Here is an 18305-nt window from a genome sequence, read left to right as displayed (position 1 = left end):
GCCCGGCCGCCGCCGCGCGGCGCCGGACGAGCGGGGCTCGACCCGCCGCCCCGCCCGTCCCGAGGGGCCGTCGCGGGCTACCCCCAGCGGCCCGTGCGCGCCAGCAGGACCGCGGTGGCGGCCGTGCCCGCCGTCGAGGTGCGCAGGACGCTGTGCCCCAGGCGGTACGGGCGGGCGCCCGCCTCCGCGAAGACGGCCAGCTCCTCCGGGGAGACCCCGCCCTCGGGGCCGACCACCAGGACCACCGAGCCGGACGCGGGAAGCGCGGCCGTCGCCAGGGGCTCCGAGGCCGCCTCGCGGTCCTCGTGGAGCACCATCGCCAGGTCGGCGCCGGCCAGCAGCGCGGCCACCTGCTTCGTGGACAGCGCCTCGCCCACCTCCGGGAAGCGGACCCGGCGCGACTGCTTGCCCGACTCCCGGGCGGTGGCCCGCCACTTGGCCAGGGACTTGGCGCCGCGCTCGCCCCGCCACTGGGTGATGCACCGCGAGGCCTGCCACGGCACGATCGCGTCGACGCCCGTCTCCGTCATCGTCTCCACCGCGACCTCGCCCCGGTCGCCCTTCGGCAGCGCCTGCACCACCGTGATCCGCACGGCCGGCTCCGGCTCCTCCCGGATCCCGTGCAGGTCCGTGACGACCAGGCGGTCCTTGCCCTCGGCCGTCTTGACCACGCCCTCCGCCCAGCGGCCCCGGCCGTCGGTGAGGACCACGTCCTCGCCCGGGGCCAGCCGCTTCACGGACACCGCGTGCCGCCCCTCGGGGCCCTCCAGCACGAACTCCGGCCCCGCGGGGACCTCTTCGACCACGAACACGGGGGCCGTCATGACGCTCTCCTCATCTGCAACACCTTCAACGCGTTCTGCGCCCGGGCCGTTTCGGCCGCCAGCACCTCCACCAGCTCCCCCGCCGGCAGCGCCCGGGCCAGCCGGTGCCCCTGTCCCGCCCACAGTGCCATCCCCTGCGGGTCCCCGGCCGCGGCCGCCGCCGCGCGCAGCCCCGAGGTCATGTGGTGGATCTGGGGGTAGGCGGCCGGGGCGTAGGGACCGTGATCGCGCATGAAGCGGTTCACCAGGCCCCGCGCGGGCCGGCCCGAGAAGGCCCGGGTGAGCTCCGTGTGCGGGAACACCGGGTCGGTCAGGGCCTTCTTGTGCAACGGGTGGGCGCCCGACTCCGGGCAGGCCAGGAAGGCCGTGCCGAGCTGTGCGGACTGCGCGCCGACCGCGAGCAGGGCGGCGATCTGGGCCCCGCGCATCACCCCGCCGGCCGCGATGATCGGCAGCGCCACGGCCTCCCGGACCTGGGTGACCAGGGCGAGCAGGCCGACGCCCGCCGTGCCGTCGGTCTGCGGGTCGTCGCGGTGGGTGCCCTGGTGGCCGCCGGCCTCGACGCCCTGGACGCAGACGGCGTCGGCGCCGGCCGCCTGGGCGGCACGGGCCTCCTCGGGCGAGGTCGCGGTGACGATCGTGTACGTCCCGGCCGCCCGCAGGCGCGCGAGCGCGGCGGGTTCGGGACAGCCGAAGGTGAAGGAGACGACCCGTACCGGATCCTCGATCAGGATGGCGAGCTTGGCGTCGTAGCCGTCGTCGCAGGTGCCGATGATGTCCTCCTCGGCGAGGGAGACGTCGTACCAGCTCGCCTCGCCGGCCAGCTGCCCGCGGTAGGCCTCGACGGCCGCGGGTTCGGCGTGGCCGGTCTGCGGCAGGAGGAGGTTCACTCCGAAGGGCCGCCGGGTGAGCCCGCGCGCCTGTTTGATCTCCTGGTACATGCCGTCGGCGGTCTTGTAGCCGCCGGCCAGGAAGCCGAGCCCGCCCGCTTCGCACACGGCGGCGACGAGCGGCGGGCCGGAGATCCCGCCCGCCATGGGAGCCTGCACGATCGGGTACGGGTGGAGACCGTTCGGTGCGGAGGACATGGACTGCATCGTGCCATGTCCGGGTCACGGCGCCGAATCACGGCATTCGCCTGGCATAGTCCGCTTTCCGGAGCCGGGGGCGGCACCGGGCCCTACGGGCAGGAGCCCGGTACGGGGTGTCCGTACCGGGCTCCTGCATACGCTGCCGCCGGGGCGGTCAGCGGCCGTTGAACGCGTCCTTCAGGCGGCTGAACAGACCCTGCTGGCCCGGCGCGAACTGGCCCATGGGCCGCTCCTCGCCGCGCAGCTTCGCGAGCTGGCGCAGCAGCTCCTCCTGCTGGGCGTCCAGCTTGCCGGGGGTGGTGACCTCGACGTGGACGATCAGGTCGCCCCGGCCGCCGCCGCGCAGGTGCGTGACGCCGCGCCCGTGCAGCGGGATGGCCTGGCCGGACTGGGTGCCGGGCCGGACGTCGATCTCCTCCATGCCGTCCAGCGTCTCCAGCGGGCACTTGGTGCCCAGGGCCGCGGCCGTCATGGGGATGGTGACCGTGCAGTGCAGGTCGTCGCCGCGCCGCTGGAAGGTCGGGTGCGGCAGCTCGTGGATCTCCACGTACAGGTCGCCGGCGGGGCCGCCGCCGGGACCGACCTCGCCCTCGCCCGCGAGCTGGATCCGGGTGCCGTTCTCGACACCGGCCGGGATCTTGACCGTCAGGCTGCGGCGGGAGCGGACCCGACCGTCGCCCGCGCACTCGGGGCACGGGGTCGGGACCACGGTGCCGAAGCCCTGGCACTGCGGGCAGGGGCGCGAGGTCATGACCTGGCCCAGGAAGGACCGGGTGACCTGCGAGACCTCACCACGGCCGCGGCACATGTCACAGGTCTGCGCGGAGGTGCCGGGGGCGGCGCCCTCGCCGGAGCAGGTGCCGCAGACCACGGCGGTGTCGACCTGGATGTCCTTGGTCGTGCCGAAGGCGGCCTCGTCCAGCTCCAGGTCCAGGCGGATCATGGCGTCCTGGCCGCGGCGGGTCCGCGAGCGCGGTCCGCGCTGCGAGGCCTGGCCGAAGAAGGCGTCCATGATGTCGGAGAAGTTGCCGAAGCCGCCCGCTCCGAAGCCGCCCGCGCCGCCACCGCCGCCCGAGGAGGACAGCGGGTCGCCGCCGAGGTCGTAGACCTGCTTCTTCTGCGGGTCGGAGAGGACCTCGTAGGCCGCGTTGATCTCCTTGAAGCGCTCCTGCGTCTTCGGGTCCGGGTTCACGTCCGGGTGGAGTTCGCGCGCGAGGCGGCGGAAGGCCTTCTTGATCTCGTCCTGCGATGCGTCGCGGCGCACGCCGAGTACGGCGTAGTAGTCCGTGGCCACTTACGACTCCGCCAGGATCTGTCCGACGTAACGTGCCACTGCGCGTACCGCTCCCATCGTTCCGGGGTAGTCCATGCGGGTCGGTCCGACCACGCCGAGTTTGGCGACTGCCTCGCCGCCCGAACCGTAGCCGACGGAGACGACCGACGTGGAGTTGAGTCCCTCGTAGGCGTTCTCGTGCCCGATCCGTACGGCCATCCCCGACTCCCCGGCCTCGCCCAGCAGCTTGAGGAGCACCACGTGCTCCTCCAGCGCTTCGAGCACCGGCCTGATCGTCAGGGGAAAATCATGTCCGAAGCGCGTGAGGTTGGCGGTGCCGCCGATCATCAGCCGCTCCTCCGCCTCCTCGGCCAGGGTTTCGAGAAGGGTCGCGAGCACCGCCTTGACGGTCGCCCGGTCGTCGATCTCGAACGACTCCGGAAGGTCCTGCACCAGGTTCGGGACGTCGGTGAAGCGGCGTCCGACGACCCGGCTGTTGAGCCGCGCCCGCAGATCGGCGAGGGAGTTCTCGCCGAAGGGGGTCTGGGTGTCGACCATGCGCTGCTCGACCCGTCCGGTGTCGGTGATCAGGACGAGCATCAGCCGGGCGGGGGCCAGCGACAGCAGCTCGACGTGCCGGACGGTGGAGCGGGTCAGCGACGGGTACTGGACGACGGCGACCTGGCGGGTCAGCTGCGCGAGCAGCCGTACCGTGCGGCCGACGACGTCGTCGAGGTCCACGGCCCCGTCGAGGAAGTTCTGGATGGCGCGGCGCTCGGGCGTCGACAGCGGCTTGACTCCGGCCAGCCTGTCGACGAAGAGCCGGTAGCCCTTGTCGGTGGGGATCCGGCCGGCGCTGGTGTGGGGCTGGGCGATGTAGCCCTCCTCCTCCAGCACGGCCATGTCGTTGCGCACGGTGGCCGGTGAGACGCCCAGCTTGTGCCGCTCGGTGAGGGCCTTGGAGCCGACGGGCTCCTCCGTCCCGACGTAGTCCTGGACGATGGCGCGCAGCACCTCGAGTCTGCGTTCACTGAGCATCGCGCACACCTCCGGATGCGGTCGGTCGTCGGGCGGTCCTGGTCGGGCGGTCCTGCGGCGGTGATCGGCTGGCACTCTGCGCGTCCGAGTGCCAGAGATCCCCCGGTCAGTGTACGGCCGGGTGGTACGCCGCGGGCAAGGGCGGCCCGCCAGGGTAGCGTCGCGGCATGGAGATGCGATGGGAAGAGGCGGGCTGGGAACGGCTGACCGGGCGGGCGGGCCGACGACGGCTCCCGGTGTGGGACTGCACGGTGGGGCTGGTGGTGGGGGACGACTCGGTGCTCCTGATCGACCCCGGATCGAGCGTCCGGGAGGGGGCCGGGATCCGCGCCGAGGTGGAGCGGCTGGCCGGCCGGCACGTGACCCATATCGCATTCACCCACGGACATTTCGACCACGTACTGGGCGGCTCCGCCTTCGCGGGCGCCCAGTTCTACGGGGCGGTCGGCCTGGACCGGCTGGTGGGGACGTCCGCCGGCCGGGAGGAGCTGCGGGTGAGCGCGGTGGCCCAGGGTCTGGCGGAGGAGGAGGCCGCCGAGGCCTGCGACCTGCTCAAGGCGCCGGGGCACCTGGTGTCGGGCGAGTGGACGCTGGAGCTGGGCGGGGTGCAGGTGCTGCTGGCCAACGTGGGGCCCGCGCACTCCCAGCACGACCTGGCGGTCTTCGTGCCGGGCGAGCGGGAGACGGTGTTCTGCGGGGACCTGGTCGAGGAGTCCGGGGAGCCGCAGGCCGGCTCGGACGCCGTGCCGGGCCAGTGGCCGGCCGCCCTGGACCGGCTGCTGTCGCTGGGCGGGGAGGACGCGCTGTACGTACCGGGTCACGGAGCGGTGGTGGACGCGGACTTCGTGCGTGCGCAACGCGCCACACTGGCGGACCGTTTCGGCGTGTCGCGGGCGTGCGGGCGGCCGCGCTCCTAGTGTCGGCCGGATGCGCGAGTACTCCCCCGACCTGACCCCGCAGTGGAAGCGCCCCAAGGCCGTGCCGGAGGTGCCGGCCGACCCCGATCTGGTGGTCGAGGTGGCGGGTACGGACTTCTGCGGCGCGGTGGTGGCGTGCGAGGCCGGCACGGTGACCCTGGAGGACCGGTTCGGCAAGCGGCGGGTGTTCCCGCTGGAGCCGCGGGGCTTCCTGCTGGACGGGGCGGTGGTGACGCTGACCCGCCCCGCGCGGGCTCCGGCCGCGCCGGCCCGTACGGCCTCGGGCTCGATCGCCGTCCCGGGGGCGCGGGCCCGGGTGGCGCGGGCGGGGCGGATCTACGTCGAGGGGCGGCACGACGCCGAGCTGGTCGAGCGGGTGTGGGGCGACGACCTGCGGATCGAGGGCGTGGTGGTGGAGTACCTGGAGGGGATCGACGACCTCGCGGCCGTGGTGGCGGAGTTCGCCCCGGGGCCGGACGCCCGTCTCGGGGTCCTGGTGGACCATCTGGTGCCGGGGTCGAAGGAGTCGCGGATCGCGGCCTCGGTGACCTCCCGGGACGTGCTGGTGGTGGGCCACCCGTACGTGGACGTCTGGCAGGCGGTGAAGCCGTCGGCGCTGGGCATCGCGGCCTGGCCGGAGGTCCCGCGCGGCCAGGACTGGAAGACGGGCGTCTGCCGGGCCCTGGGCTGGCCGCAGAACACGGGGGCCGCCTGGCAGCACGTCCTGTCCCGCGTGACGTCCTACCGCGACCTGGAGCCGACGCTGCTCGGGCGGGTGGAGGAGCTGATCGACTTCGTCACGGACGGCGGTGGGGCCTGACTCCCTGGAACGTGCCGAAGTCGCCCGTGTCCAGCTCGATGCCGAGCGGCCCCGGCGGCAGCGGCTCACCGAACTTCGTGACCCGCTGGGCCCGGTGGTCGGCGTCGTCCCCCTCGCCGACCGGGATGGCCGGCAGGACGCACTGCCCGACGACCGGGTCGACGACCAGGCAGGCGGGCACCCGGCCCGCGGCGTGGATCGAGCGCTTGGCCACGTAGTCCCTGTCGGCGCTGGTCCTGGAGACGACCTCCACCACCAGCGTGATCAGCTGGGACGGCAGGAGGCGGCCCGACCCCGGGTACGAAGAACTCGGCCATCCCACGCTCGTCCACAGCGGTCGTCTCCGTGGTCCTCCGCATCCGCCGCGTACTGTCGGCGGCAGCCTGGGCAGCGTGGGTGCGGTTACGGGGGGATTCCACCCGGGCGGGGGGTCAGTCCACCAGGTCCCGTACCACCGCGTCCGCCAGCAGCCGCCCGCGCAGGGTCAGCACCGCGCGACCGGCCTCGTACGGGGCCGCCTCCAGGAGGCCGTCGGCCAGGGCGCGGCGGGAGGCCGCCAGGCCCGCCGGGGCCAGCAGGGACAGCGGGACGCCGTCGACGAGGCGGAGCTCCAGCAGGATCCGCTCCACCCGCCGGTCCTCCTCCGAGAGGAGCTCGCGCCCCGCGCCCGGGGAGCGTCCCTCCGCCAGGGCGGCGGCGTAGGCGCCGGGGTGCTTGACGTTCCACCAGCGGACCCCGCCCACGTGCGAGTGGGCGCCCGGGCCCGCGCCCCACCAGTCGGCCCCGCGCCAGTACAGCTCGTTGTGGAGGCAGCGGCCGGCTTCGGAGGTGGCCCAGTTCGACACCTCGTACCAGGAGTACCCGGCCCGCTCCATGACCTCGTCGGCGATCAGGTACCGGTCGGCGTGGACGTCGTCGTCGGTCATCGGGACCTCGCCGCGGCGGATCCGGCGGGCCAGCTGGGTGCCCTCCTCGACGATCAGCGCGTAGGCGCTGATGTGGTCGGGCCCGGCGCCGAGCGCGGCCTCCAGGGAGGCCCGCCAGTCGTCGTCGGACTCGCCCGGGGTGCCGTAGATCAGGTCGAGGTTGACGTGCTCGAAGCCCGCCGCGCGGGCCTCGGCCACGCACGCCTCGGGGCGGCCGGGGGTGTGGGTGCGGTCGAGGACCTTCAGGACGTGCTGCCGGGCGCTCTGCATGCCGAAGGAGATCCGGTTGAACCCGCCCGCGCGCAGCTCGGCCAGGTACGCGGGGTCCACGGACTCGGGGTTGGCCTCGGTGGTGACCTCGGCGTCCTCGGCCAGGCCGAACTCGTCGCGGATCGCCGCGAGCATGCGGACGAGGTCCCGGGCGGGCAGCAGCGTGGGCGTGCCGCCGCCGACGAAGACGGTCCGCACGGCGCGCGGGTCGTCCCCGAGCACCTTGCGGGCCAGGCGGACCTCGTCGATCAGCGTGTCGGCGTAGTTCTCGCGGGAGGCGAGGACGCCGCCGGTGCCGCGCAGCTCGGTCGCGGTGTAGGTGTTGAAGTCGCAGTACCCGCAGCGCGTGGCGCAGTACGGGACGTGCAGGTAGAACCCCAGCGGCCGCCCCCCGGCGCCCGCCAGGGCATGCGACGGCAGCGAGCCGTCTTCGGGCATGGGTTCACCGTCGGGCAGTGCGGAAGGCATACGGCCATTGTCCCGCACCGCCCCATGGTCGTTTCACGCCCTCGGGCCGGGCGCGGGGGCGGGCGCCGGCCGCGTCGCCGCGTACGGCGCGCGCAGCCCGCGCGGCGGGCCGCCGGCCCGCCCCCGTCCGGCCGGGCGTCAGGCCTCGCGGGACCCGGCGTACATCTCGTCGATGAGGTGCTTGAACTCGCGCTCGACGACCGGTCGCTTCAGCTTCAGGCTGGGCGTGAGGTCGCCGTGCTCGACGTCGAGGTCGCGCGGGAGGATCCGGAACTTCTTGATCGTCTGCCAGCGCTGGAGGTTCTCGTTGAGGGTCTGGACGTAGGTCTCGACCAGGCGGTTGGTCTCGGGCGCGGCCAGGACCTCGCCGTACGTCCTGCCCTCCAGGCCGTTCTCGGCGGCCCAGCCGAGGATGGCGGGCTCGTCGAGGGCGACCAGGGCGGAGCAGAAGTTCCGGTCGGCGCCGTGGACGACGATGGTGGAGACGTACGGGCAGATCGCCTTGAACTGGCCCTCGATCTCGGCCGGGGCGACGTACTTGCCGCCCGAGGTCTTGATCAGGTCCTTCTTGCGGTCGGTGATGCGCAGGTAGCCGTCCGGGGAGAGCTCGCCGATGTCGCCGGTGTGCAGCCAGCCGTCGCTCTCCAGGACCTCGTCGGTCTTGTCGGGCTGACGGTGGTAGCCCTGCATGATGCCGGGGCCGCGCAGCAGGACCTCGCCGTCGTCGGCGATGCGGACCTCGGTGCCGGGGAGGGGCTTGCCGACGGTGCCGGTGCGGTAGGCCTCGCCCGGGTTGACGAAGGAGGCGGCGCTGGACTCCGTCAGGCCGTAGCCCTCCAGGATGTGGATGCCGGCGCCGGAGAAGAAGTAGCCGATCTCGGGGGCCAGGGCGGAGGCGCCGGAGACGGCGGCGCGCAGCTTGCCGCCGAAGGCCTCGCGGAGCTTGGAGTAGACGAGCGCGTCGGCGACCTTGTGCCGGGTGGAGAGGCCGAAGGGGGCGGTGGCCCGCCCGGTGCGGCGGTAGTTGTCCTGGGTGACCTTGGCGTACTCGCGGGCGACGCCGGCCGCCCACTGGAAGATCTTGTACTTGGCGCCGCCGCCGGCCCGGGCCTTGGCGGCCACGCCGTTGTAGACCTTCTCGAAGATGCGGGGGACCGCCGCCATGTAGGTCGGCTGGACGACCGGCAGGTTCTCGATGATCTTGTCGATGCGGCCGTCGACGGCGGTGACGTGCCCGACCTCGATCTGGCCGGAGGTGAGGACCTTGCCGAAGACGTGCGCGAGCGGCAGCCACAGGTACTGGACGTCGTCGCTGTGGATCATGCCGGTGGCGACGGTGGCCTTGGCCATGTACGACCAGTTGTCGTGCGGGAGGCGGACGCCCTTGGGGCGGCCGGTGGTGCCCGAGGTGTAGATGAGCGTGGCGAGCTGGTCGGCGGTGATGGCCGCGATCCGGTCCTTGACTGCCGCCGGGTGCTGCTCCAGGTACTCCCTGCCGCGCGCCTCCAGGTCGGCGAGGGAGAGCACCCAGCCCTCCGGGTCGCCCTCGGCGGCGACGGCGTCGGCGGCCTCGACGACGACCACGTGGGCGAGGTCGGGGAGGTCGGCGCGGCGCTCGCGGGCCTTGGCCAGCTGGGCGCCGTCCTCGGCGATCAGCACCCGGCTCTCGGAGTCCGAGAGGATGAAGGCGGACTCCTCCGCGTTGGTGCTGGGGTAGATGGTGGTGACGGCGCCGCCGGCGCACATCACGCCCAGGTCGGCGAGGATCCACTCGACGCGGGTGTTGGAGGCGAGGGCGACGCGCTCCTCGGGGTGCAGGCCGAGGGTGATCAGGCCGGCCGCGATGGCGAAGACCCGGTCGGCGGCCTGCCCCCAGCTGAGCGACTTCCAGTCGTCGGGGCCGCCCTCGGGGCGGGCCGAGGGCACGGGGTAGCGGTAGGCCTCCCCGTTCGGCGTGGCGGCGACGCGGTCAAGGAAGAGGGCCGCCACGGTGGGCGGGCGGTTCTCGATCAAGGTCTGTGTGTCGCTCACGACATCCTCCGGACCGGGTCCACGCGGACAGGGCGTGGGCGTGGGGCGCTTGGGACTGGCGGGTGCAGCCGCCGGGTACGCGACCGCAGTGCTTCGTTACCGGCCGGTTAACTGGCCGGTAACCGTCGGGCTTTGATCAGGGTAGAGGTCGCCCGGCCGGTGCGTAAGGGCCCCCGAGCGGCCGCTTCATAACGAAAAGGGCCCCCATGCGTGTGCATGCGGGCCCTTTCGCGCGACATGGGACGGCGCGGCTACTTCTTCTTGCCGCTGGACTCGTCGCTGGAGAGGACGGCGATGAAGGCCTCCTGCGGCACCTCCACGGAGCCGACCATCTTCATGCGCTTCTTGCCTTCCTTCTGCTTCTCCAGCAGCTTCCGCTTACGGGAGATGTCACCGCCGTAGCACTTGGCGAGGACGTCCTTGCGGATCGCGCGGATGGTCTCGCGGGCGATGACGCGGGAGCCGACGGCCGCCTGGATCGGCACCTCGAAGGCCTGCCGCGGGATGAGCTCGCGCAGCTTGGCGACCAGGCGCACGCCGTAGGCGTAGGCGGCGTCCTTGTGGCAGACGGCGGAGAAGGCGTCGACCTTGTCGCCGTGCAGCAGGATGTCCACCTTGACCAGGCTGGAGGCCTGCTCGCCGGTGGGCTCGTAGTCGAGGGAGGCGTAGCCGCGCGTCTTGGACTTCAGCTGGTCGAAGAAGTCGAAGACGATCTCCGCGAGCGGGAGCGTGTAGCGGATCTCGACGCGGTCCTCGGAGAGGTAGTCCATGCCGAGCAGGGTGCCGCGGCGGGTCTGGCAGAGCTCCATGATCGCGCCGATGAACTCGGTGGGCGCGAGGACGGTGGCCCGGACGACCGGCTCGAAGACGTCCTTGATCTTGCCTTCGGGGAACTCGCTCGGGTTGGTGACGGTGACTTCCTTGCCGTCCTCCAGCACCACCCGGTAGACCACGTTCGGCGCGGTGGCGATCAGGTCGAGGCCGAACTCGCGCTCCAGGCGCTCGCGGACCACGTCCAGGTGGAGCAGGCCGAGGAAGCCCACGCGGAAGCCGAAGCCGAGCGCCGCCGAGGTCTCCGGCTCGTAGACCAGCGCGGCGTCGTTGAGCTGGAGCTTGTCCAGGGCCTCGCGCAGCTCGGGGTAGTCCGAGCCGTCGAGCGGGTACAGGCCCGAGAAGACCATCGGCTTCGGGTCCTTGTATCCGCCGAGGGACTCGGTGGCGCCGCCGACCTGCTGGGTGATGGTGTCGCCGACCTTGGACTGGCGGACGTCCTTCACGCCGGTGATCAGGTAGCCCACCTCGCCGACGGACAGGCCGTCGGCCGGCAGCATCTCGGGCGAGTTGGTGCCGATCTCCAGCAGCTCGTGCGTGGCGCCGGTGGACATCATCCGGATGCGCTCGCGCTTGTTGAGCGTGCCGTCGACGACACGCACGTACGTGACGACGCCCCGGTACGAGTCGTAGACCGAGTCGAAGATCATCGCGCGGGCGGGGGCGTCCTTGACGCCGACCGGGGCCGGAACGGTGTCGACGACGCGGTTGAGCAGGGCGTCCACGCCGAGGCCGGTCTTCGCCGAGACGCGCAGGACGTCGTCGGGGTCGCAGCCGACCAGGTTCGCCAGCTCCTCGGCGAACTTCTCCGGCTGGGCCGCCGGCAGGTCGATCTTGTTCAGGACCGGGACGATCGCGAGGTCGTTCTCCATCGCCAGGTACAGGTTGGCGAGGGTCTGGGCCTCGATGCCCTGGGCGGCGTCCACCAGGAGGATCGTGCCCTCGCACGCCGCGAGGGAGCGCGAGACCTCGTAGGTGAAGTCGACGTGCCCGGGGGTGTCGATCATGTTCAGGATGTGCGTGGTCCCCTGGCCCTCGCCCTCGGTGGGGGCCCACGGCAGGCGGACCGCCTGGGACTTGATCGTGATGCCGCGCTCACGCTCGATGTCCATGCGGTCGAGGTACTGGGCGCGCATCTGCCGCTGGTCGACGACACCGGTGAGCTGGAGCATCCGGTCGGCGAGGGTCGACTTGCCGTGGTCGATGTGCGCGATGATGCAGAAATTGCGGATCAGCGCCGGGTCGGTACGGCTCGGCTCGGGCACGTGGCTGGGGATGGCGGGCACGCAGTGTCCTGATTCTCGGGTCGCTGTCGGATCTGCTGTCGAACGGTACGCAGGCTCCCATGGTCCCATGGACCGGGCGATGCGCTCGGTTTGGGCCGGTCGAAGCGCGCCTGGTAGCCTGGGTGGCTGTGTCTCGCATGCCCTCTCAGCAGACGAGGCACATCCGGAAAAATACTCTGAACCTGAAAAGGCTCTTTCGTGGCGAACATCAAGTCCCAGATCAAGCGGAACAAGACCAACGAGAAGGCCCGCCTTCGCAACAAGTCGGTCAAGTCCGAGCTGCGCACCTTCATCCGCAAGGCCAACGAGGCCATCCTCGCCGGCGACGCGGAGAAGGCCACCGCTGCGGCCCGCCTGGCTTCCAAGAAGCTGGACAAGGCCGTCTCGAAGGGTGTCATCCACAAGAACGCCGCCGCCAACAAGAAGTCGGCGCTGGCCTCCAAGGTTGCCGCCATCTGAGTTCCGCACTCGATGTGAACGCCGGGACGGACCCAGCGGGCCCTCTCATCCGCTCCTGACCGGCACCCCGCGCCGCACGCGGCCTGCGTTCGCCACGCGGGTGCGGCGCACACAGCAGTGACCGAAGGCCCCGGCCCCCGCCCTTCCCCAGGGCGGCGGCCGGGGCCTTCGCGTGTCCGTCGCGCACCGGCCGGGGAGGGAGCCCGGCAGGGCCCCGGCGAGGCCCTGCGGCACCTCCCCGGGCGCCTCAGCGGCGCTGCGGCCTGGCGGCCCGGGCCACCGCCACGACGGCCTTCTCCAGCGCGTACTCGGGGTCGTCCCCGCCGCCCTTGACGCCCGCGTCGGCCAGGGCGACGGCGCGCAGCGCCTCCGAGACCCCGTCCGCCGACCAGCCGCGCATCTGCTGCCGGACCCGGTCGATCTTCCACGGGGGCATCCCGAGGTCCCGGGCGAGGTCCCCGGGGCGCGCTCCGCGCGGGGCGGAGGCCAGCTTGCCGATCGCCCGGACGGCCTGCGCCAGCGCGCTGGTGATCAGCACCGGCGCCACTCCGGTGGCCAGGGACCAGCGCAGGGCCTCCAGGGCCTCCGCGGCCCGGCCCTCGACCGCCCGGTCGGCCACGGTGAAGCTGGAGGCCTCGGCCCGGCCGGTGTAGTAGCGGCCCACCACGGCCTCGTCGATGGTGCCCTCGACGTCCGCGCACAGCTGCGCCGCCGCGCTCGCCAGCTCCCGCAGGTCGGCGCCGATCGCGTCCACCAGGTTCTGGCAGGCCTCGGGGGTGGCCGATCGCCCCAGCGCCCGGAACTCCCCCCGGACGAAGGAGAGCCGGTCCGCGGCCTTCGTCATCTTCGGGCAGGCGACCTCCCGGGCCCCCGCCTTGCGGGCGGCGTCCAGTACGGCCTTGCCCTTCACCCCGCCCGCGTGGAGGAGGACGAGCGTGATCTCCTCGTACGGGGCGGCGAGGTAGGCCTTGACCTCCTTCACCGTGTCCGCGCCCAGGTCCTGCGCGTTGCGCACGATCAGGACCTTGCGCTCGGAGAAGAGCGACGGGCTCGTCAGCTCCGCAAGGGTGCCCGGCTGGAGCTGGTCGGAGGTCAGGTCCCGCACGTCCGTGTCGGCGTCGGCCGCGCGGGCGGCCTTCACCACGTCCCGGACGACGCGGTCGAGCAGCAGGTCCTCCTGCCCCACCGCGAGGGTGATCGGGGCGAGGGGATCGTCGGTGGGGTTCTTCCTGGTGGCCATCGGCTCCAGCATCCCACGCCGCACCGACAGCGCCCGGCCCCCGGTGCCCGAGAATGGTCCGGTGAACCTGCGACATGTACTGGTCCTGCCCGACCGCGACGCCGCCGAGGAGGTGGCCCAGGAGGCCGTCGACCGCTTCGGCCTCCCCGAGGAGCCCCAGTTGGTGCGCGACGCCCTGGCCGGCGAGGACGACGCCGAGGACGCCCAGTGGCTGGTGGTCGTCGAGGACCCGCAGGAGCGGCTCGACACCGCCGTACTGGACGAGCTCGCCGCCGCGTACGAGGGCTGGCTGGAAGCCCCCTGAGCCGGGCGGCGCCGCCCTCAGGCCTTGTGGACGATCTGGACGTCCAGCGCCACTTCCACGCTCGAGCCGATCGCCGCGATCCCCTGCGCCAGCACCGACTGCCAGTTGAGGGTGAAGTCCTCGCGGTGCAGCTCGGCCGTGGCCCGGCAGGCGGCGCGCGGCTCGCCCTCCAGGCCCGTGCCGACGCCCAGGTACTGGGTGTCGAGGGTGACGGATCGGCTCACCCCGTGGAGGGTCAGGGCGCCGGCGACCGCCCAGCGGCTGCCGCCGCGGTGGATGAACCGCTCGCTGTAGAACTCCACCGTCGGGTAGCGGGCCGCGTCCAGGAAGTCCGCCGAGCGCAGGTGGTCGTCGCGCATGCGCAGCCCGGTGTCGATGCTCGCCGCGTCGATGATGACGTGCATGGAGGAGTCCTCCATGCGCTCCGCGATCCGCACCGCGCCGGCGAAGGTGGTGAACCGGCCGTGGATCCGGGCGAAGCCGATGTGCTTCGCCGTGAACCCGATCGAGGAGTGGCTCGGGTCCAGCTCCCAGTGGCCGGGCTGCGGGAGCACCGGCGGCTCCACCGAGTCCAGGATGATCTCCGCGGTGCCGGGCTGGGCCGGGTCCCCCACGAGGGTCGCGCCGTGGAACGGGGCGTAGCCCTCGGCGCTGACCGAGAGCCGGTACTCCCCCTCCGGCATGGCCGCGGTGAACCCCCCGTACGGGTCCGTCTCCCCGCTGACGACCCGTCGGCCGATCGGATCGGTGACTTCGAACTTGGCCTGGCGGATGGGCTGGTGGACCGTGTCGAGGACCCGGCAGCTCAACAGGCGTGCCGTGGGCGGCAGTGTCAGTGTGGCGGACGTCTGCGAACTGCCGCTCCCGGCCGAATCCGTCCCCCGTCGGCGACCGAACATGGCTGATGCACCCCCGTGCTGTGTGTACTTGGTCGGTTCTGGCGAAGAGGCATTCGATCATGCTGTCGGGTTGTGGGCAAACAGAGCGGTCGCGCCCGGTATGACCGCGCCTTTTCGGACGCCGCCCGGCCGGAAAGGCGCGCATCCCCGCACCACCTCCGCAGACGGCCACGGAACCGTCCTCATCGGTGCGCAACACCGTCGCCCCAAGGGCCCTGAGCCGCGCGAGGGTGCCCCGCGCCGGATGCCCGTAGCGGTTGCCCGCGCCGACCGGGACCAGGGCGAGCCGTGGCCGGATCCGATCGGTGAGGCCGGGGTCCTGGTGCGCCGAACCGTGGTGGGCGACCTTGAGCACGTCCACCGGGCCCAGTTCCGGATGCTCCCTCAGCAGGGCCTGCTGGGCCGGCGGTTCGAGGTCCCCCAGCAACAGGAGCGTCAGCCCTCCCGTGCGCGCCAGCAGCGCCACACTGGCGTCGTTGGGCCCCTGCGGCGGCGGCGCGGACGCCGACGGCCACAACACCTGCCACTCCAGCCGCCCCACCCTCCTCCGCTCCCCCGCCACGGCCCGCACCACGGGCACCCCGGCCCTCGCCGCCACCCGCCGCACCAGGGCCGCCCGGGCGGGCGGATCCGCGAGCGCGGTGGTCTGGATCACACCCACGGAGCGGCCCCGCAGCACCCCGGAGAGCCCGCCCACGTGGTCGGCGTGGAAGTGCGTCAGCAGCAGCAACGGGACGCGCTTCACACCGAGGGCGCGCAGACAGGCGTCCACCGGACCCGGCTCGGGCCCGGCGTCCACCACGACGGCCTCCTCCGGCCCCGCGGCGAGCACCGCGGCGTCCCCCTGGCCCACGGCGCACTGGACGTAGCTCCAGTCCGGCGGCGGCCAGCCGGTGAGCACACGGGTCAGCTGCGGCGGCCGCACCACCGCGACCAGCAGCACCGCCACCACGGCCGCACGGACCGCCCGCCCCCGCCCGAACCGGACCCCCAGCCACACGAGGGCGGCCGTCACCGCCGCCAGCAGCACGCCCCCTCCCGGCCCGCCCGGCCACGGCAGCTCCGCCCCGGGAAGCCGCGCCCCGGCCCGCGCGACGGCGGCGATCCACCCGGCGGGCACCCCCGCGCACCGGGCGAGCAGTTCCGCGACGGGCATGCTCAGCGGGGCGGCGGCGAGCGTGGCGAAGCCGAGCACCGTGGCCGGCCCGGCGGCCAGCTCCGCCAGCAGGTTGCACGGCACGGCGACCAGGCTCACCCGGGCCGACAGCACGACCACCACCGGGGCGCACACGGCCTGCGCCGCGGCGGCGGCCGCCAGGGCCTCGGCGAGCCGCGGCGCCACCCCCCGCCCCCGCAGTACGGCCGCCCAGCGCGGCCCGAGCGTGAGCAGCGCCCCGGTGGCCAGCACCGAGAGCAGGAACCCGTACGCGCGGGCCAGCCAGGGGTCGTACAGCACCAGCAGCAGCACCGCCGCGGCCAGCGCCGGGAGCAGGGACCTGCGCCGTCCCGTGGCCAGGGCCAGCAGCGTCACGGCCCCGCAGGCGGCCGCCCGCAGCACGCTCGGGTCGGGCCGGCACACCACGACGAACCCCAGCGTCAGGGCCGCCCCGCACAGGGCGGTGAACCGCAGCGACAGCCCCAGCCGGGGCGCCAGCCCGCTCCGCTCCGCGTACTGCGCCCGTCCCGGCGGCCCGATGAGCAGGTACAGCACCACGGTCAGGTTGGAGCCGGAGACGGCCAGCAGGTGCAGCAGGTCGGTGGCTTCGAACGCGTCGTGCAGGTCGGGCGGGACCCCGGATGTGTCCCCCACCACCAGCGCCGGCAGCAGGGCCCCGGCGTCCCCGGGGAGCCCCTCGGAGGCCCTGCGCAGCCCGGCCCGGAGCACCCCTGCGATCCGCTGCGCGGGGTCCGGCCCGCCCGTCACCCGGGGCGGGACGTCCCCGGCGGGCCGGAGCAGCGCCACGGCCCGCTCGCCCTCCCGCACCGGGGCCAGCCGGGCCGCCACCGCGACCCGGGTCGAGGGCTGCAGCCGGGCCCACTCCGGATGCCCGGCCAGCACCCGTACCGGGGTCCGCACCCGGGTGCGGGCGCCGTCGGGCCCGGTCACCCCGGTCACCACCGCGTCGAGCACCACCACGGGCGGCCCGCTCCCGCTCCGGGCGGCCCGGGGATCGGAGCCCACGGTGAGCTCGGCGCGCACCCGGGCGTGCTCCCCGGCCAGCCGGGCCACGGGCCCCGCCCGTGCCTCGGCCCGCTCCAGTCCGGCCACTCCGGCCCCGGCGGCCGCGCACAGCAGGGCGGCGGCCGCGGCCGTACCGACCTGCCACACCGGACGCGAGCCGCGGCACCCCGCCACCAGCAGCACCCCCGCCGCGACCACCGCGGCCCCGGCCCCCACGGCGCACCACCGGCCCGGAACCCCGAGCCCCGCGGCGGCCGCCGCCCACGCGGCCGCGGCGGGCCCCACCAGCCGCAGGTCCACCGGCCCGCCCCGGCCGCTCCCGGCCCCTCCCGGCCCGCCCGGCTCCGGCCCGCCGAGGTCCGGAGCCCGGGCCCCTCCGGGCTCCACAGCTCCCCCCGGTCCGGCACCCACGCGACCGCCCGGCCCCGGACCGGCCCCCGGCGCCCCGGCCGCGCTCACAGCCGCACCAGCTTCCGCAGCTCGGCGAACCTGCGCTCGCCGATGCCGTCGACCTGCCGGAGGTCCTCCACGGTCCGGAACCCGCCCCTGGCGGAGCGGAACTCCACGATGTGCCGGGCCAGTACCGGGCCGACCCCCGGCAGCCCGTCCAACTGCTCGACGGTCGCGCTGCCGAGGCTCAGCGGGCCGGGGCCCGGTCCGCCGCCCAGCGGCCCCGCGCCGCCGGGCGGCGCGGGCGGTGGGGGCGGTGCGGTGACGCCCACCAGCACCTGTTCGCCGTCCACCAGGAGCCGGGCCCGGTTGAGCCCGGTGGTGTCCGCCCCCGGGCGTACTCCCCCGGCCGCGGCCAGGGCGTCCTCCACCCGCGAGCCCCCGGGCAGCCGCCGCACACCCGGATCGCGGACCTTGCCGCCGACGTCCACCACGATGCGGCCGCCCGGCCCGCCGGGCCCCGCTCCCGGCACCGGCGACGGGGTCGCGGGCGGCGCCGGGGCGAGCACCGCGGGAGCCGTCACCGGCTGCGGCCGGGCCGCCGCGTACTGCTGGACGGCGAACCCCACCGCCACGGCCAGGACCACTCCCACGGCGGCCACCGCCCGGGGCTCCACCCCGCACCGGGCCTGGACCCACACCGGCAGCCGCTCCCGCACCGCCGGCCACCGCCCCGCCCCGGGCACCGCCACCGGCACCGCCACCGGCCCGGGCTCCGGCGGCGGAGCCCCCGGCACGCCACCGGCCGGCCCCGCCCCGGCACCCCGCTCCACAGCGGGCCCGGCCGCGGGCGCGGGCACCGGGGGCCCGGACCGGCCCCGCTCGGGAACCGCCGCCGGAACCAGCCCCGGCGGCGGAGGAGCCCCCGCCAGCAGCACCTCGGCCCTGCGCCGCACGGCGACGGGGTCGGGGCGGGGCCGGGAAGGGGACCGGGCACCGCGCCGCTCACGCGGAGCGGCAGGCGGCCGTAGGCGGTCGTAGGATCCGGAGCGTCCC

Annotated in this window: 15 protein-coding genes and 1 pseudogene; 4 read left to right on the top strand and 12 right to left on the bottom strand. The window is 74.3% G+C overall.

Annotated features, from left to right (window positions below; all coding sequences use genetic code 11):
• Positions 1–77: 77 nt before the first annotated feature.
• From AB0469_RS21750 to hrcA, 4 genes are all read right to left on the bottom strand, one after another.
• Positions 78–824: a 16S rRNA (uracil(1498)-N(3))-methyltransferase gene (locus AB0469_RS21750; protein WP_366453059.1), complete on the bottom strand. Its 747-nt coding sequence runs from the start codon at positions 822–824 to the stop codon at positions 78–80.
• A complete protein-coding gene (locus tag AB0469_RS21745; RefSeq protein WP_366453058.1) occupies positions 821–1912 on the bottom strand; it encodes a nitronate monooxygenase in 1092 nt (363 codons plus the stop codon). The genes AB0469_RS21750 and AB0469_RS21745 overlap by 4 nt, the downstream gene beginning before the upstream one ends.
• A 157-nt stretch (positions 1913–2069) precedes the next feature.
• Entirely contained in the window at positions 2070–3209 is a 1140-nt protein-coding gene (dnaJ, locus tag AB0469_RS21740) for a molecular chaperone DnaJ (RefSeq protein ID WP_045946277.1), read from the bottom strand.
• Positions 3210–4226: a heat-inducible transcriptional repressor HrcA gene (gene hrcA / locus AB0469_RS21735; RefSeq protein ID WP_042809531.1), complete on the bottom strand. Its 1017-nt coding sequence runs from the start codon at positions 4224–4226 to the stop codon at positions 3210–3212. It lies immediately after the preceding gene.
• Between the two features lie 167 nt (positions 4227–4393).
• Between hrcA and AB0469_RS21730 the strand changes: the two genes are divergently transcribed.
• Both AB0469_RS21730 and AB0469_RS21725 read left to right on the top strand, forming a co-directional pair.
• The gene (locus AB0469_RS21730) at positions 4394–5143 is read left to right on the top strand and encodes an MBL fold metallo-hydrolase (RefSeq protein ID WP_366453057.1); all 750 of its coding nucleotides are present in this window, start codon (positions 4394–4396) and stop codon (positions 5141–5143) included.
• 10 nt (positions 5144–5153) lie between these two features.
• Entirely contained in the window at positions 5154–5963 is an 810-nt protein-coding gene (locus AB0469_RS21725) for a DUF3097 domain-containing protein (RefSeq protein WP_366453056.1), read from the top strand.
• On the opposite strand, the gene AB0469_RS21720 is transcribed toward AB0469_RS21725, so the two are convergent.
• From AB0469_RS21720 to lepA, 4 genes are all read right to left on the bottom strand, one after another.
• Positions 5941–6285, bottom strand: coding sequence for a Uma2 family endonuclease (locus AB0469_RS21720; protein ID WP_366453055.1), 345 nt, complete (start codon positions 6283–6285; stop codon positions 5941–5943). The genes AB0469_RS21725 and AB0469_RS21720 overlap by 23 nt on opposite strands.
• A 109-nt stretch (positions 6286–6394) precedes the next feature.
• Positions 6395–7627, bottom strand: coding sequence for a radical SAM family heme chaperone HemW (gene hemW, locus AB0469_RS21715; protein WP_366453054.1), 1233 nt, complete (start codon positions 7625–7627; stop codon positions 6395–6397).
• 138 nt (positions 7628–7765) lie between these two features.
• Positions 7766–9658: a long-chain fatty acid--CoA ligase gene (locus AB0469_RS21710; RefSeq protein ID WP_366453053.1), complete on the bottom strand. Its 1893-nt coding sequence runs from the start codon at positions 9656–9658 to the stop codon at positions 7766–7768.
• Between the two features lie 251 nt (positions 9659–9909).
• Positions 9910–11775 carry a translation elongation factor 4 gene (gene lepA / locus AB0469_RS21705; protein ID WP_366453052.1) on the bottom strand — a complete coding sequence of 622 codons (1866 nt, stop codon included), beginning with the start codon at positions 11773–11775 and terminating at the stop codon, positions 9910–9912.
• Positions 11776–11973: 198 nt separating this feature from the next.
• On the opposite strand from lepA, the gene rpsT reads away from it, so the two are divergent.
• Entirely contained in the window at positions 11974–12234 is a 261-nt protein-coding gene (gene rpsT / locus AB0469_RS21700) for a 30S ribosomal protein S20 (RefSeq protein WP_030030523.1), read from the top strand.
• A gap of 247 nt (positions 12235–12481) precedes the next feature.
• Here rpsT and holA read toward each other — a convergent pair whose 3' ends face one another.
• Positions 12482–13474 carry a DNA polymerase III subunit delta gene (gene holA, locus AB0469_RS21695; RefSeq protein ID WP_366453051.1) on the bottom strand — a complete coding sequence of 331 codons (993 nt, stop codon included), beginning with the start codon at positions 13472–13474 and terminating at the stop codon, positions 12482–12484.
• Positions 13475–13535: 61 nt separating this feature from the next.
• Here holA and AB0469_RS21690 point away from each other — a divergent pair, with 61 nt between their 5' ends.
• The gene (locus AB0469_RS21690; RefSeq protein WP_366453050.1) at positions 13536–13778 is read left to right on the top strand and encodes a hypothetical protein; all 243 of its coding nucleotides are present in this window, start codon (positions 13536–13538) and stop codon (positions 13776–13778) included.
• 17 nt (positions 13779–13795) lie between these two features.
• On the opposite strand, the gene AB0469_RS21685 is transcribed toward AB0469_RS21690, so the two are convergent.
• The 3 genes and pseudogenes from AB0469_RS21685 to AB0469_RS21675 all read right to left on the bottom strand — a co-directional run bounded on the left by AB0469_RS21685 (position 13796) and on the right by AB0469_RS21675 (position 18013).
• Positions 13796–14677, bottom strand: a complete 882-nt coding sequence (locus AB0469_RS21685) for a YceI family protein (protein ID WP_366453049.1) — start codon at positions 14675–14677, stop codon at positions 13796–13798.
• Between the two features lie 136 nt (positions 14678–14813).
• Positions 14814–17159, bottom strand: a pseudogene (locus AB0469_RS21680) (ComEC/Rec2 family competence protein); the annotation flags it as partial.
• 155 nt (positions 17160–17314) lie between these two features.
• Positions 17315–18013, bottom strand: a complete 699-nt coding sequence (locus AB0469_RS21675; protein WP_366453048.1) for a helix-hairpin-helix domain-containing protein — start codon at positions 18011–18013, stop codon at positions 17315–17317.
• Between the last annotated feature and the right edge of the window lie 292 nt (positions 18014–18305).

This window comes from Streptomyces sp. NPDC093801, assembly GCF_040701585.1.
Classification (GTDB): domain Bacteria; phylum Actinomycetota; class Actinomycetes; order Streptomycetales; family Streptomycetaceae; genus Streptomyces.
Note: the sequence above shows the minus strand (reverse complement) of the source record. Positions and strands in the feature narration are given on the sequence as shown.

Excerpts from the sequence above, each read along its gene's own strand:
- AB0469_RS21745 (WP_366453058.1), bottom strand. The coding sequence starts at position 1,912 with ATGTCCTCCGCACCGAACGGTCTCCACCCGTACCCGATCGTGCAGGCT.
- hemW (WP_366453054.1), bottom strand. The coding sequence starts at position 7,627 with ATGCCTTCCGCACTGCCCGACGGTGAACCCATGCCCGAAGACGGCTCG.
- AB0469_RS21725 (WP_366453056.1), top strand. The coding sequence starts at position 5,154 with ATGCGCGAGTACTCCCCCGACCTGACCCCGCAGTGGAAGCGCCCCAAG.
- holA (WP_366453051.1), bottom strand. The coding sequence starts at position 13,474 with ATGGCCACCAGGAAGAACCCCACCGACGATCCCCTCGCCCCGATCACC.
- AB0469_RS21750 (WP_366453059.1), bottom strand. The coding sequence starts at position 824 with ATGACGGCCCCCGTGTTCGTGGTCGAAGAGGTCCCCGCGGGGCCGGAG.
- hrcA (WP_042809531.1), bottom strand. The coding sequence starts at position 4,226 with ATGCTCAGTGAACGCAGACTCGAGGTGCTGCGCGCCATCGTCCAGGAC.
- AB0469_RS21730 (WP_366453057.1), top strand. The coding sequence starts at position 4,394 with ATGGAGATGCGATGGGAAGAGGCGGGCTGGGAACGGCTGACCGGGCGG.
- AB0469_RS21685 (WP_366453049.1), bottom strand. The coding sequence starts at position 14,677 with ATGTTCGGTCGCCGACGGGGGACGGATTCGGCCGGGAGCGGCAGTTCG.